The 14,048-nt window shown below is 64.3% G+C and carries 14 protein-coding genes; 6 read left to right on the forward strand and 8 right to left on the reverse strand.

Annotation, left to right across the window (positions count from 1 at the left end; translation table 11 throughout):
* Positions 1 to 3: 3 nt before the first annotated feature.
* Positions 4 to 876, reverse strand: coding sequence for a LysR family transcriptional regulator (locus E4K65_RS01195; protein WP_135172545.1), 873 nt, complete (start codon positions 874 to 876; stop codon positions 4 to 6).
* Between the two features lie 93 nt (positions 877 to 969).
* On the opposite strand from E4K65_RS01195, the gene E4K65_RS01200 reads away from it, so the two are divergent.
* On the forward strand, positions 970 to 1,797 hold the full coding sequence (locus E4K65_RS01200; RefSeq protein WP_167770428.1) for an MBL fold metallo-hydrolase: 828 nt from the start codon (positions 970 to 972) through the stop codon (positions 1,795 to 1,797).
* A gap of 34 nt (positions 1,798 to 1,831) precedes the next feature.
* On the opposite strand, the gene E4K65_RS01205 is transcribed toward E4K65_RS01200, so the two are convergent.
* From E4K65_RS01205 to E4K65_RS01220, 4 genes are all read right to left on the reverse strand, one after another.
* Entirely contained in the window at positions 1,832 to 2,839 is a 1,008-nt protein-coding gene (locus E4K65_RS01205; RefSeq protein WP_135172547.1) for a methyltransferase, read from the reverse strand.
* Complete coding sequence (locus E4K65_RS01210) at positions 2,817 to 3,323, reverse strand: GFA family protein (RefSeq protein WP_347340935.1); 507 nt, start codon at positions 3,321 to 3,323, stop codon at positions 2,817 to 2,819. Before E4K65_RS01210 ends, E4K65_RS01205 begins: the two co-directional genes overlap by 23 nt.
* Before the next feature lie 184 nt (positions 3,324 to 3,507).
* On the reverse strand, positions 3,508 to 4,587 hold the full coding sequence (locus E4K65_RS01215; RefSeq protein ID WP_135172548.1) for a Cj0069 family protein: 1,080 nt from the start codon (positions 4,585 to 4,587) through the stop codon (positions 3,508 to 3,510).
* Positions 4,588 to 4,782: 195 nt separating this feature from the next.
* Positions 4,783 to 5,574, reverse strand: a complete 792-nt coding sequence (locus E4K65_RS01220; RefSeq protein WP_135172549.1) for an IclR family transcriptional regulator — start codon at positions 5,572 to 5,574, stop codon at positions 4,783 to 4,785.
* A 181-nt stretch (positions 5,575 to 5,755) separates the two neighbouring features.
* On the opposite strand from E4K65_RS01220, the gene E4K65_RS01225 reads away from it, so the two are divergent.
* The 5 genes from E4K65_RS01225 (at position 5,756) to E4K65_RS01245 (ending at position 10,208) form a co-directional block, all read left to right on the forward strand.
* A complete protein-coding gene (locus tag E4K65_RS01225) occupies positions 5,756 to 6,916 on the forward strand; it encodes an aminotransferase class V-fold PLP-dependent enzyme (RefSeq protein ID WP_167770429.1) in 1,161 nt (386 codons plus the stop codon).
* 19 nt (positions 6,917 to 6,935) lie between these two features.
* Positions 6,936 to 7,844, forward strand: coding sequence for an amino acid ABC transporter substrate-binding protein (locus E4K65_RS01230; RefSeq protein WP_135172551.1), 909 nt, complete (start codon positions 6,936 to 6,938; stop codon positions 7,842 to 7,844).
* Positions 7,845 to 7,914: 70 nt separating this feature from the next.
* Positions 7,915 to 8,709, forward strand: coding sequence for an amino acid ABC transporter permease (locus E4K65_RS01235; RefSeq protein WP_135172552.1), 795 nt, complete (start codon positions 7,915 to 7,917; stop codon positions 8,707 to 8,709).
* Positions 8,706 to 9,401 carry an amino acid ABC transporter permease gene (locus tag E4K65_RS01240; RefSeq protein ID WP_027547266.1) on the forward strand — a complete coding sequence of 232 codons (696 nt, stop codon included), beginning with the start codon at positions 8,706 to 8,708 and terminating at the stop codon, positions 9,399 to 9,401. Before E4K65_RS01235 ends, E4K65_RS01240 begins: the two co-directional genes overlap by 4 nt.
* Positions 9,402 to 9,437: 36 nt before the next feature.
* Positions 9,438 to 10,208 carry an amino acid ABC transporter ATP-binding protein gene (locus E4K65_RS01245; protein ID WP_283813801.1) on the forward strand — a complete coding sequence of 257 codons (771 nt, stop codon included), beginning with the start codon at positions 9,438 to 9,440 and terminating at the stop codon, positions 10,206 to 10,208.
* A 301-nt stretch (positions 10,209 to 10,509) separates the two neighbouring features.
* On the opposite strand, the gene E4K65_RS01250 is transcribed toward E4K65_RS01245, so the two are convergent.
* From E4K65_RS01250 to E4K65_RS01260, 3 genes are read right to left on the reverse strand one after another with little or no spacing between them, the layout of a single operon-like run.
* Entirely contained in the window at positions 10,510 to 11,094 is a 585-nt protein-coding gene (locus E4K65_RS01250; protein WP_135172554.1) for a DUF1254 domain-containing protein, read from the reverse strand.
* Entirely contained in the window at positions 11,091 to 11,669 is a 579-nt protein-coding gene (locus tag E4K65_RS01255) for a DUF1214 domain-containing protein (RefSeq protein WP_027547263.1), read from the reverse strand. Before E4K65_RS01255 ends, E4K65_RS01250 begins: the two co-directional genes overlap by 4 nt.
* Before the next feature lie 9 nt (positions 11,670 to 11,678).
* Positions 11,679 to 13,964, reverse strand: a complete 2,286-nt coding sequence (locus tag E4K65_RS01260; protein WP_135172555.1) for a transglycosylase domain-containing protein — start codon at positions 13,962 to 13,964, stop codon at positions 11,679 to 11,681.
* Positions 13,965 to 14,048 lie beyond the last annotated feature (84 nt).

The raw sequence follows: 14,048 nt of genomic DNA on the forward strand, positions 1-14,048 counted from the left end.
CGGTCAGCGTGCCGTGCCAGGCGTTTTGCGCGCGCCGGGCCGGCGCGCGGTTCGATCCGAGCTGCGCTGCTTCTGGAGCTTTGCGACAAAGTCCTTCAGCGCGTCCGCCAGCGGCACTGACGCGCGGTAGGCGAGGCCGACCTCGCGCCTGACCTTGACCTCGATCTCGCGCACGGCGACGTCTGGATTGCCCTTCGCCACGCCCTCCGGGACGATGGCGATGCCGACGCCGGCGGCGACCAGCGCCATGGCCCAGTCCTCCGATTGCGCGATCGCCACGCTCTGGCGCCGCTGCGCGGCGCGGCCGAAGAATTCGCTTTGCTCGCAATGGCAGCGGTCGATCATGGCAGCACCGGCGAGATCGGCGGTCCGGAGCCTGTCCTTCAGCGTCAGCGGATGCGACGGCGGCAAGGCGGCGACATAGCGCTCGCTCCACAGCGCGACGAAATGCTCGTCGGCGCGCAGCATGGTTTTCGAGATGATCCGCGCATCGGCGCGCTCGTCGCTGCCGACGAGGCGCAGCGCGATGTCGCTGCGCGCCGTCAGCGGCTTCAGCAGCGCGATCGTTCGGGGCACGTCGAGCGTGCGCATCAGGCCGAGCGTCACCGTCGTCCTGGTCGCCGGCTTTCTGAACAGGCTGCGCGCGGCGTCGGCCTCGTCGATGATGCGGCGGGCCAGCGCGTGAAACTGCTCGGCCGAGGCGGTGGGCGCGACGCCCTTCTTGTGCCGGATGAAAAGCGTGGTGCCGAGCTCGGCCTCCAGATTGGTGATCGCGGTCGAGATCGACGGCTGCGACACGAAGCAGGCACGCGCCGCGGCGGTCAGGTTGCGCGCGCGATAGACGGCTGCGAAGTAGCGAAGCTCGCGGATGTCCATAGTATGTACCTAGAGATATGATCAATATTCAATATTTTACCTATGGATCTGACGATGGCAAGAACGCCCTGGTCACAACGGGCGAGGACTTCCATGAAAATCCATCATCTCAACACCGGCACGATGTGCCCGATGGGCCGCCGCCTGGTGAATGGCACCGGCGGCCTGTTCCAGCGCGCCCGCATGGTCTGCCACTGCCTGCTGATCGAAACGGGGGACGGGCTTGCCCTGGTCGACACCGGCATCGGGCTTGGCGATATCGCAGCCCCTGACAGGCTCGGACGGCGCTGGTTGCGCCAGACCGCGCCACGGCTCGACCCGTCCGAGACGGCGGTCGAGCAGGTGAAGGCGCTCGGCTATTCGCCCACTGACGTGCGCCACGTGCTGCTGACCCATCTCGATCGCGATCACGCCGGCGGCGTGCCCGACTTTCCCCATGCCGCGATCCACGTCCATCGCGCCGAATACGACATGGCGGTGCAGCGCAAGCCGGCGCCCCCGCAAGGGCGCTATGTCACCGGGCAGTGGAGCCATGGACCGAGCTGGACGTTCTATGGCGAAGCCGGCGAAGACTGGTTCGGTTTCAAGGGCGTGCGCGCGCTCGGCGACAGCGAAGCGGATATCCTGATGATCCCGCTCGCCGGCCATACGCTCGGCCATTGCGGCATCGCGGTCCGGTCAGGCGACACATGGCTGCTGCATGCCGGCGACAGCTATTTCCATCACGGTCAGCTCGCGGCATCCCCGCGCATGCCGCTGGTGCTCGGCTATTTCCAGCGCCGCGCCGACATGGACCGCAAGCAGCGGATCGCCAACCAGGCGCGGCTGCGCGCGCTGAAGCTCGACCACGGCGACCGCGTGAGGATCGTCAACAGCCATGATCCCGTCGATTACGAGAACTGCCGGTGCGGGGCGCATTGAGAGGTGAGGGATCACGCAATGCGAAGCATCGCCGCTACGCGTGTGGCCGTGCCTCGATGACGTTGATGTTGCCCGCAGGCGCAATTTGGGTCAGTTCGAAGCCCGACTTTGACAAGAGAGTTCCAAACTCCTCCCGGGTTCGTTCTCGCCCGCCAGGCAGGACCAGCATGTTCAGATCGCTGAACTTTGTTGCCGGCATTTCGTTTGGGGGCGCGACAATCCGTTCGATGAGGATCAATTTTGCCGTCTCTGCCATTGCGCGCCGGCAGGATTTCAGAATCGCGATGGCCTCTTCGTCCTCCCAGTCATGGATCACCACGCGCATGACATAGGCGTCACCGCCCCCGGGCACCGCCTCGAAGAAGCTTCCCCCGACCACATCGCAGCGATCGATGACACCTTGATCGGACAATACAGTCTTTGCACCGGCAACAACGCGGGGCAGATCGAACAACGTGCCACGCATCTGAGTGTGGGCTCTCAGGATGGCGCTCAGCATCAATCCGCGCCCGCCGCCGACGTCTACGACGCGGCCGAAGGAGGAGAAATCATAGGCGGCGATGACGGCCTCGGCGCTTCCACGCGACAGCTCGGTCATTGCCCGATCGAACACAGCGCCTTGTTCGGGATGCTCGGTGCGATACTCCCAAATTCCCTTGCCGTGGACGTATTGAAAGGCGTTCTCACCCGTCAGAATGCTGTGTTCGAGATTCCCCCAGGTTTGCCAGACATAGTCGCTTCCGGCGTATTCCGCCCAGGCTCCAAGGGGAGTCGCAGAGTTGGCACGCAGGCAATCGGCCATCGGTGTCAGCGCAAAGGTCCGGGTTTCAGCCTCATGGAAAACACCAATTGCGGCGAGTGCTCGCAGGAGCCGATAGAGCGAGCCGGCATGGCTGTTCGTCAATGTCGCCAGTTCCTCGACGGAGCGTGAGCCGTCCTTCAGGTGATCGGCAACGCGAAGCTTGGCGGCGACGTGAAGCGCCTGCGTCACGTGGAAGCCGTTGATCAGTCCCAGTAAATCAAGCCACGGTTTGGAAGTCATCTCTGCGCTCCCTAGGCTTATTGCTCAGCGCGGCGATTCCCCGCCGAATGCTTGCGCGGCCGGTATCACGTCTTGCTGCTACGGCGGCGGTGGATAGCGGTCGAATGTCGGCAGCTCGTGCGCGCGCTCCATCCAGCGGAGGCGCTCGGCGACCTGGATATGCACCGTCGCGGGGACAGCATCGGGATCGTCGTAGGTCGCGCTCTGGATCGATGATTCCGGGCAACATGTTGGCATTGACGTAAAACAGACCGGTCCCGCAGTTGCCGCAGAAGTGCCGCCGACCATGTTCCGAGGAGCTGTAGACCTTGGGCTCCCCCTTGGTCACTGTGACAGCATCATCGGCGTACATCGTCCAGCCGACCACAGGTGCGCCGACGTGGAGTCTGCAATCGCGACAGTGACACAGCGCATGCACGATCGCTTCGCCCTCGACCTGATAACGGATTGCGCCACAATGACAGCCACCGTTGATGGTGCTCATGCCTTCCTCCCGATCGAAGCAGGTTTCCCGGATCGATAGCTCTGGAGACTCGCAGCTTCAACGGGGGCCATCGATCCGCGCTTGCGTCCTACTGTCGCGTGACAACTCCCGCCATCGCCTGCTGGGCGAGGGTGCAGCAGCCTCCGAGCCGCAGTGCGAGATGATGTTGCGCGCTCGCCGGTTTTTATCTGCCGGAACTGGTGCCTTGAGTCTGCAGAATGAGGCATTTCACCGTCCGCGCGATCGCCGCCGGTGCCTCCTCGGGGATCGCGAAGCAGGAGCTCGCGTTGATTTCGCACAAGACGTATGTGTCGGCGCCGGCCGCATCTGTCGGGCCGTACAGGAAGTCCGCGTCCCAGATGACCGGCAACGACGCTTCATCGATGTCGAGCGTCTCCACCATCCGCGGCGTCCATTCGTCCTCCATCGACCTTCGCAGCGCCTGGAATTGCGGAGCATCGGGCCCGTGCATGATCCGCGGGCCCGGTTGCGCCTCGGGCGAGTCCACACCTTCCGGCGGCGGCGGGATCAAGGCCTTGATCAGTTGGTGCCCGAAGCCGGCGACCTTGGACCCGCTCATGTAGCAGCGGATCATGCCGTCGGGCAGGCGAGGCTGAAACGCCTGATCGATGATGCAGCCGCCCCAGCCGAAATAGGGCTCGCAACGCGCGAGGAAGCCATCGAGCGGCATGTTCTCGGGCAGGCTCCCGCGCTGCGCGTGGAGCACCCGAACCATGGTGTCCGCGTTCGAGAGGGCCTCGACCTTCCAGACGCCTTGGCCTCCGTTGCCGCGATTTTGCTTGAGCACGCGGGGGCCGTTCGCGCGAAGCCGCGACGGGAATTCGGCGCGGAAGGAGGCCGCGGTGTCATAGCGATGCGTATCCGCGCCCCAGCCCAGGTGACGCGTGCGGTAGAGCACGTCCTTGACGCCCATCTTCAGGATGACGTCCGGATGTGCGCTCACCCATGGCCCTCGCGCCGCGACGTCAAGGAGCAGGGGATCGAGCTCAACGCGCGTCTTGCCCTGGTGGATCGGATCGACCCAGACGAGCACGCCGTCGACCGAGAGCAATTGATCGCGGACGGCGTCGGCAAAGGTTTCGTCGTAGATGACCGGCCGGGCTTCGATGCCGATAGCGGCGAGTGCTTCGAAGACGCGGACGAAACGGCTGTTCTGCGGTGTGGCATCCGCCCGCGCGGCGGCATCGCCGCGTGAGAGGATGGCAACGGTGGATCGGAGAGGACGGTGTTGTTCGGTGTCCATGCGCAAGCTCCACGAAGTGCGTGCTGCGCAGAGCTTGGACCGAAGTCTCATGGGGGGTCTGCATTGCCCCCATGCGGACGACCTTACGTGAGATCGCCCTCGGCTTTCAAGACGGTAGCGCGCGGTTCCATGCAGAGGGCGAACGCCTCCAAGATCTGATTTGGAACGAAGCCAGACTGGACCGGGCGAGACGGATCAGGATGCATCGCTCGCGCCGTCCTCGTCGGCCTGGAGGATTGTCTCCGATAGCAGCGCAGCGGCTTTCTGAAGTGGGGCTATAAACCGATCCAACTCGGCGAAGCTCACGCGTGCCACGGGAACGGAGACGCCCAGACAAGCGATCAGTTCGCGATCTGGAGACACGATCGGAACGGCGCAGCCGACGACCCCCCGCACATATTCTTCGTTGGTTTTGGCCCAGCCGCGTTTGCGGGTCTCGTCGAGGACCTTCATCAGGTTTTCGACGTCGATGATGGTCGTCTCGGTGTACCTCGTGAGCGTCAGTGCGCGGCACAGCTTCTCGCGCGCTCGCTCCGGCAATCGGCTCATGTAGATCTTGCCGGTCGATGTGCAGTGGAGCGGTGCCGCTTCGCCCGGATTGAATTGAAGCCCCTGCGGTTGCGACACGCGGACGCTGTCGACATAGGCAACGACATTGTCTCGGACGACACCGATCTCGCATTGCTCGCCGATTTCAGCCGCGACTGCGCGGAGCACGGCATGCCGGCGCGTGGTCCGGAAAGCTGCGCCGATGACCTTGGCCGACAGCGTGACCAGTTGGTTGCCAACCACGTAGCGCTTCGTGCCCAGGGCTTTCTGGAGAAGCCCGCGCTGCTCGAGATTCCCGATGAGACGATGCGCGGTGGGCAGCGGGAGAGCGAGCGCATTGGCGATTTCCGCGACCGAGACAGCTCTGACTTGACCCGCAACATGGCCAACGATGGCGAATGCCCGGTCGAGTGGTCCATCGGAATTGCTTTGCTGCATCTGCCGGTCCTCGATTGACGAGCCGAATAATTATCATTTTTCGGAATAAATACTATTGAAATATGAAAATTACTCTTGGCTGCGTCCGCAGATTGCTCATATCGTTGGCGTCGCCGAAAGGTGATCAGGATTTGTGCAGCGCAGCCGGAGCCCTGCCGGGCGCGCTCATCGGGAGTGTGGGATGTCTCGCCATTACGACGTCGATGCCGTGCGGAAGGAGTTTCCGGCTGTCGAGCGCATCACCTATCTCGACTCCGGCTTCCAGACGCCGCTCGCGCGCCCGGTCAAGGCGGCGATCGATCTCTTCCTCAGCGAGAGCTTCGAGACGGCCGGCCCCAAGAGCGTGTGGCTCGACCGCGTCGAGCAGACCCGCAAGAAGCTGGCGCGGTTTCTTGGCGCATCGGCCGATGAGATCGCCTTCACCAAGAACACCTCGGAAAGCATGAACATCGCCGCCAATGCGCTGCCCCTGCGCGCCGGCGACAAGGTCCTGATGATCCACGGCGATCACCCGAACAACGCCTATGCGTTCCTCAATCTGCGGCGCAAGGGCGTGACGGTCGAATTCGTGCCGATGACGGAGGTCGTGAACGCCGAAAGCCTTCGTCCGTACATCGATGCGAGCACGCGGGCGGTCTCGATGTCGCAGGTGACCTTCCACGCCGGCCATCGCTTCGACATCGAAAGCATCGGCGCGCTCTGCGACGAGAAGGGGCTCCATTTCGTCGTCGACGTGATGCAGGCGATCGGCGTCGTGCCGATCGATGCGAAGGCCATGCGCGCGACCTTTATCGGATCGGGCAGCCACAAGGGATTGCTCGTGCCGCAGGGGCTCGGGCTCCTGTATTGGGACAAATCGAGGTTCGAGCTCGAGCCCGCCTATCTCGCTGCCGCCAGCCTTGCTGAAGTTCCGTCCGATCTCATCGCCCGGCCCGACGAGCTCGAGCTCGCCCCGACCGCGCGCCGCTTCGAGCTCGGCAACTTCAATCTTCCGGCGATCCATGCGCTCGGAGCCTCCCTCGACATGATCGAAGCGCTAGGCGTGCAGAATATTCAGAACCATTGTCTCGATCTCGGCGATCATCTCATCGCGGGGCTCGACGCGCTGGACGTTCGCCTTGTCGGTCCCCGCGATAGGCAGCACCGCGCGCCGCACATCTACGTCATCGCGCTCCCTGCGGCCGAATGGCTCGGTCATTTCGAGCAGAATGGCATCCGCGTATCGCCGGAGCGCGATGGCATTCGCGTGTCATTCGGGATGTTCAACATTTTCGCCGATGTCGATCGCCTGATCGACATCATCAAGCGGCGCGGCGTGAAGCCGTCGTCCAGGGCCGCCTAGGCTGTTCTTCAGAGGGGAGATGCACATGACGAGTTTTGCGCGTGTATTGGGCGTTCTGTCCGGCCTTGCGGCCGTCGGCATCCTCGCTGGACCGTCGATCGCGGCCGACAGTCCCACGCTCGCCAAGATCAAGTCGAGCGGTGCCATCACCATCGGCCACCGCGAGGCCTCCATTCCGTTCTCGTATCTCGGTCCCGATCAAAAGCCGATCGGCTTTTCGCTCGACCTCTGCGCGGCTATCGTCGAGCGCGTCAAGACGGAGCTCAACCTGCCCAATCTCGCCGTCAATTACACGCCGGTGAACTCGTCCAACCGGATCCCGCTCATCCAAAGCGGCACCGTCGACATCGAGTGCGGTGGTACGGCGAACGACAGGAAGCGGCAGGAGCAGGTCTCGTTTTCGGTCGCCACCTTCGTCAGCCAGCCGCGCTGGCTGGTCAAGGCGGACAGCGGCGTGAAGGTGGCCGGCGATCTCAAGGGCAAGACGATCGTCGTGACCCAGGGCTCCAATGCCGTCGGCTTCGCGCAGGGCGTGAATGCCAAGGCGCAGCTCGGCTTCAACATCGTCCAGGCGAAAGATCACGCGGAATCCTTCCTGATGCTGAATACCGGCCGCGCGGCCGCCTTCATGGAGGACGATATCCTTCTTGCCGGCCTCAAGGCCGCCGCGCCCAAACCGGATGCGCTGATCTTTCTCCCCGAGGGCTATGCCAAGATCTATTATGGCCTGATGTTCACCAAGGGCGATGCCGGCTTCAAGGCGCTCGTCGACGACGTTCTGTCGAAACAGATGGCGTCGGGTCAGTTCGAAAAGACCTATGCGAAGTGGTTCACCCGGGCGATTCCGCCCAAGGGCGAAAACCTCGCTTTCCCGCTGACGGACGAACTCAGGGACCGGATCGCTCATCCGAGCGACGCGGTCGATTAGTCGGAGCATCATACCGGGGAATTTGTCCACACGCTGATCCTCTCTCGCATCCGGAGCCTCGAGGTTCGCCATGTTCGCAGTGCTTTTTGAACAGACGGCGGATGGCCAGCGCTATATCGACTGGCTTCTGTCGGGCCTCGGCTGGACCCTGGCCCTGGCGTTCTTCGGCTGGTGGATTGCCTTTGCGATCGGGATCGTCGTCGGGATCGGCCGCACCGTGCAGAACCGGGCCATTGCTGCGCTTGCGCGCCTGTATGTGGAAATCTTCCGCAACATCCCCGTCCTGGCGCAGATGTTTCTCTGGTACTTCGTCCTGCCGGAGATTGTTCCGACCGCGCTCGGAAACGCCATCAAGCAGATTCCGCCGCCCTGGGGTTCATTCGTCCCGGCGCTGGTGTGCCTCGGCCTCTATACCGCGGCCCGGATCGCCGAGCAGGTTCGGGCCGGGATCGAGGCCCTGCCGAGAGGGCAGATCGAGGCGGCAAGCGCACTCGGGCTCACCGGCTATCTGACCTACCGCCATATCATCGTGCCGCAGGCACTGCGTTTGATCGTGCCGAGCCTGACCAGCGAGGTGATGGGCATCTACAAGAACACCTCGGTCGCGCTGACGATCGGGCTGATGGAGCTCACCGCGCAGGCGCGCCAGATCAGCGAGGCGACGTTCCAGACCTTTACGGCTTTCGGCGCTGCGACCCTGATCTATCTCGCGCTGGCGCTGATCGCCTACCAGGCGATGGCGCTGATCGACAGAGCTGTGCGCATCCCCGGCACTGCGCGGGCGGAGGATGCGATCGAACCGAGCCTGGCGGACGATGTCCAGCCCACCGGCTCGTTGCCCGCGGGGATGGAGGTGGTGAAATGAACAGCCTCGATTTCTCGATTGTTCTGCAGGCGTGGCCCTATCTCTGGTCCGGATTGCTGTTTTCCCTTGCACTCACCGCGGTAGCCTTCGTGGTCGGCATGATCCTGGGCACCTGCTTTGCGCTGTTACAGCACTTCGAAGTGCCCGTGATCGGGAAGGTCGTGCGCGGCTACATCGCCCTGATCCGCTCGATTCCGCTGATCCTCGTCCTGTTCTGGTTCTTCTTCCTGGTGCCGATCGTGCTCGGCCATCTCGCCGGCAACGGTCGCCCGATTCCGATCGGCGCCACTTGGACGGCCTTCATCACCTTCGGCCTGTTCGAGGCGGCCTATTATTCGGAAATCATCCGCGTCGGATTGCGCGCCGTGAACCGGGGGCAGTTCGAGGCGTGCCAGGCGCTCGCATTGTCCACCTTCGAGACCTATCGGAGCGTGATCCTGCCACAGGTGCTCCGCGTGGCGAGCCCGATCATCCTGAGCCAGACCATCATCCTGTTCCAGGACACCTCGCTGGTCTACGTGCTTTCGCTCACCGACCTGCTCGGCGCGGCCTCGAAGCTCGCGCAGCTCAACGGCCGTCTCGTCGAGATGTATCTCGTGGTCGTCGTGGTCTACCTCGCCATCAGTTCGGCGGCATCGCAAGGCGTCGCGCTGTTGCGCAAGCGCTATGCGATCGCCGGAGCGCGCCGCTAGGGAATCGCACGAGAAGCGCTGTTTTGGGAGATGAAGATGGTTCAGGAGATCGCCGTGAATGAGATGAGCCGATGTCAGGCCATCGTCGCCGTGGAGGGCCTCGTGAAGCGGTTCGGACATTTCACGGCCCTGAATGATATCAATCTCAGCGTCACGACCGGCGAGAAGATCGTCCTTTGCGGTCCCTCGGGCTCGGGAAAATCGACGCTGATCCGTTGCATCAACCATATCGAAAAGCATGATGCCGGCCGGATCGTCGTCGATGGTGTCGAGCTGACGGACCGGATGGCCGATATCAACAGCGTCCGCCGCGAGGTCGGCATGGTGTTCCAGAGTTTTAACCTGTTTCCGCATCTCTCCGTCGTCGAGAACTGCATGCTGGCCCCGATGAAGGTGCGCGGCCTGTCGCGCGCGGAGGCGCATGAGCGTGCGATCGGTGTCTTGCGCAAGGTGCGCATCCACGACCAGGCGACCAAATATCCGGGACAGCTCTCCGGCGGCCAGCAGCAGCGCGTTGCCATTGCCCGCGCCCTCTGCATGCAGCCGAAGATCATGCTGTTCGACGAGCCGACCTCCGCGCTCGATCCGGAGATGGTCAAGGAGGTGCTCGACACCATGGTGGAGCTCGCGCGCGACGGCATGACCATGGTGTGCGTCACGCACGAGATGGGCTTTGCCCGCGAGATCGCCGACCGGGTGGTCTTCATGGATCGCGGCGCCATCGTCGAGGAGGCCGATCCAGAAACCTTCTTCCGCGCGCCGAGTACGGAGCGGGCGAGGGATTTCCTCGGCCAGATCATCCATTGATTGGGAGCGACGTCAGGTCTCGGCCTCCGGCGTTGCGGGCGCCTGACGCTCCGTGCTCCCGAATGAAAACACCCGCGACGGATTGCTCCGCGCGGGTGTTACGAACTTTTCGATGATGCCATTCTGCCAGTGTTTTGCCCGACGTGTCAAAGCTCGACATCGCGGCGCTCCGGCGCGGATGCGCTTGTACGAGGAAGCGTGTTTGGCGCGAACTCAAAACAACAAATGATCTCAATGCCCCCGCTACTGTGCATGGGGTTGTTTTTTCAGTTTTTGTTTTGAGCCTGCCTTAACAGCCCGCTCACCGCCGTCCACGCGGCGTCTCGGCCTTGGCTGGCGGCTCGGTCTGCGGCGCGCAGGTGGCCGCCGCGAGCGTCGCCTGCGCCTGCGGCATCAGGCCGGGCTCGGCGGCGAGGGCCTTCATCACGATCAGGCCGGTGGTCGCAGGGGAATCGATGATCAGGCGGTCGGCCGCGGTGATCTCCTCGTCCTCGGGCAGCTCGTTGTGCTGCGCTTCCGTCATCAGGTCGAGCTCGATCACCTTCTTGCCCGCGGAGCGGTCGTTGATGGCGTAATAGGCGATCTCGTTGCGGGTGTAGAACGACACCGACGTATAGGCCTGGCTCACCGGCACGGTGAGCTTGATCGGCCCGCCCGTGAGATCGTAGCGGCAGATCGCCAGCGCAAAGGCCGGGTCCATGAACGGCATCGGTGAGGTATTCGGATCGGCAAGCGGAAGCTGTGTGACGCCGTTGAGCTTGGTCATCGGCGTCAGCCGGGAATAGGCATCCTGCGTCGCGATGCGCGGCAGCGCCAGCACGCTGACGAGATGGACCACGAGGCCCAGCACCACACCGGCAACGATGGTGAACACCAGCCGGATCATGAGCAGCCCACCGTCGAGATCGTGGGCATCGGCGCATCGCGCTGGGTGCGCGTCGCGACGCCGACCGGGGTGTCGTAGAGGCGCAGCATCAAGGCGTAGCGCTCGATGCCGCCGGTCGGCAGCCAGTTGCCGGCGCGCGAGCGCGAGGCGATCCGGATCTCGAAGGTGCCGTCGGACTGCCGCACGATCTCCTGGCTGGTGAAGCCGTAGCGCTGCAGCGAATTGGCGACGAGATGGCCCTTGCGGTCGTACAGCGTCAGCGTCCAGAACCGCGCCGGCGGCGTCACGCCGGAGACGACGACGTCGCAGCGGCCGTCGAGCGCCTTCTTCTTGTCGTCGGCGGTCGCGGTGAAGGCGACGCCGTCACCGGTGCCGATTGGCAGCTCGCCGTTGCGCACGATGGTGGCGCGCGAATAGGGGTCGACGTCGGCGGTGCCGGTGCGCGGGCGCGCGGTCCAGGGGCCGATGGTGAGCGCGCCGATCTCGGTGCCGCGCGTCGTCGTCATCCAGGTCGCGCCGACACCCACTACGGTCGCGAGCAGGAGGGCCGTCAATGTGGTCAGGATCAGCCGCACGGGTTTCGATCAGTTCTTGCGCGGGGCGGATGCATTCGCATTCTCTTCCGCATAGTTTTGCGGGAAGGCGAGCGCGCTTGTCGACGAGGCCGGCTTGGCGGGCTTGCCGTCGTTGGCGGACGACTTGTTCGCGGTCTTGGCCGCGTCATCCAGCAGCTTCTCGACGCGCACCAGGATGTCGGCGCCGCGCTTGGTCAGCACCGGCGGCGGACCGGGCTTGGTCTCCAGCACTTTTGGCGCGGCATTGGCTTGCGCGGCCATCGGCTGCGGCGGCAGCTTCTGGCCCATGCCGATGCCGGGGATTTCCCGGACCTCGACGCCCTGATGCGCCGCGACCATGATGTCGTGCCAGGTCTGCGCCGGCAGCGAGCCGCCGGTCATGCGGTTGGTCGGCGAATAGTCGTCATTGCCGTACCAGACCGCGCAGGTGAAATTGCCGGTGTAACCGACGAACCAGGCATCGCGATACGCATTGGTCGTGCCGGTCTTGCCCGCGGTCGGAATGCCGTCGAGCGCAGCGCGGCGCGCGGTGCCTTCGCTGACGACGTGGCTCATCATGCCGGCCATGTCGGCGGCGATGTTCGGCGGAATGGCCTGCTTCGGCTTCGGGCCGTCGCGGTCCCAGCGCCAGACGAGATCACCGGCGCCGGTGCGCACCTCCAGCACCGAATGCGGCGTCACCGACTTGCCGCGATTGGGGAAGGTCGCGTAGGCGACGGCGTGCTCGAGCACGGTGACTTCGTCCGAGCCGATCGGCAGCGACGGCGTGTCGGGCAGCGGCGCCTTGAGGCCGAAGCGGCGGGCGACCTCGACGATCTTGGCGCGGCCGATCTTGGCCGGGTTCGGCGCCTTCGGCTGTTCCTTCTGCCCGATCGCGATCGACAGTTTTACGGGAACGACGTTGATCGAGCGCGTGATCGCCTGCGTCAGCGTCACCGCGCCGGAATAGGAATGGCCATAGTTCTGCGGACACCAATTGCCGATGCAGACCGGGCCGTCGACCACGATCGAGTTCGGCGTGAAGCCGTTCAGAAGCGCGGTGGTGTAGACGTAAGGCTTGAACGAGGAGCCGGGCTGGCGGTAGGCGTCGGTGGCGCGGTTGAACTGGCTGGCGCCGTAGTCGCGGCCGCCGACCATGGCGCGAATGCCGCCGTCGAGATCGGACACGACGGTCGCGGCCTGCGTCGCGTGATAGTCGCGGCCGAACTGGCGCAGCTGGTTCTCGATCGCGTCTTCCGCGGCCTTCTGCACGTTGGCGTCCATCGCGAGGCGCACCACGAAGACGCGCTCGGTGTACGACTTCGGGAAGGTGTCGACCAGCTTGCGCATCTCGTCGAAGGCGTAGTCGAGATAGTAGTTCGGCGAAGCCTCGTCGCGGCGGTCGACGGCGAAGGCGGGGTTGCGGCGGGCGCCGAACACCTGGCCCTCGGTCATGAAGCCGGCATCGACGAGGTTGTCGAGCACGACGTTGGCGCGGGCGCGCGCGGCGGGCAGGTTGATGTGCGGGGCGTATTTGGTCGGCGCCTTGAACAGGCCGGCGAGCATCGCCGCTTCCGCCAGCGTCACGTCGCGCGCGGATTTGTTGAAGTAGAAATGCGCCGCGCCGTCGACGCCGAATGTGCCGCCGCCCATATAGGCGCGGTCGAGATAGAGCTTGAGGATCTCGTTCTTGGTCAGGCGCCATTCCAGCCAGACCGCGAGGAAGGCCTCGTTGACCTTGCGCTCGATGGTGCGCTCGTTGCTCAGGAACAGGTTCTTGGCGAGCTGCTGCGTGATCGAGGAGCCGCCCTGGCGGACGCCGCCGGCCTGGGCGTTGGTGACGAGCGCGCGCGCGGTGCCGGCGATGTCGATGCCGAAATGCTCGTAGAAGCGGCGGTCTTCGGTCGCCAGCGTCGCCTTGATCAGCACGTCAGGAAAATCTTCCAGCGGGATCGAGTCGTTGTGCTTGATGCCGCGGCTGCCGATCGGGTTGCCGTAGCGGTCGAGGAAGCTCACCGCGAGATCGGACTTCTTCAGCCAGTCCTCGTCCGCGGTTTCGCGGAAGGCGGGGATGGCGAGCGTGAGCATCACGACGAGGCCGCCGAGGCCGAGGGTCGCGGCCTCCGACAGCGGCTCGATGAACACCCAGCGCTTCCACCGCCCGACATAGAAGCGGTCCATGAAGGTCGAGTAGCGCTCGTAGAGCTCGCGGATGCCCTTGGCCGAGGAGAACAGCGAGGAGTCGATGCGCGCATCGAGGTCCAGGAAGAAATTCCGGACCTTCTGCTTCCAATGCGGTGGTATGATCTGGCGCACCTAGAACCCTTGAGGCTCGGTTCGAAAGCGTTCAAGCACCCGGCCGGGGCGGCATCGAGACGTCTTGAGGGAATGTTACGGCAA

The organism is Bradyrhizobium niftali, assembly GCF_004571025.1.
Lineage (GTDB): Bacteria > Pseudomonadota > Alphaproteobacteria > Rhizobiales > Xanthobacteraceae > Bradyrhizobium > Bradyrhizobium niftali.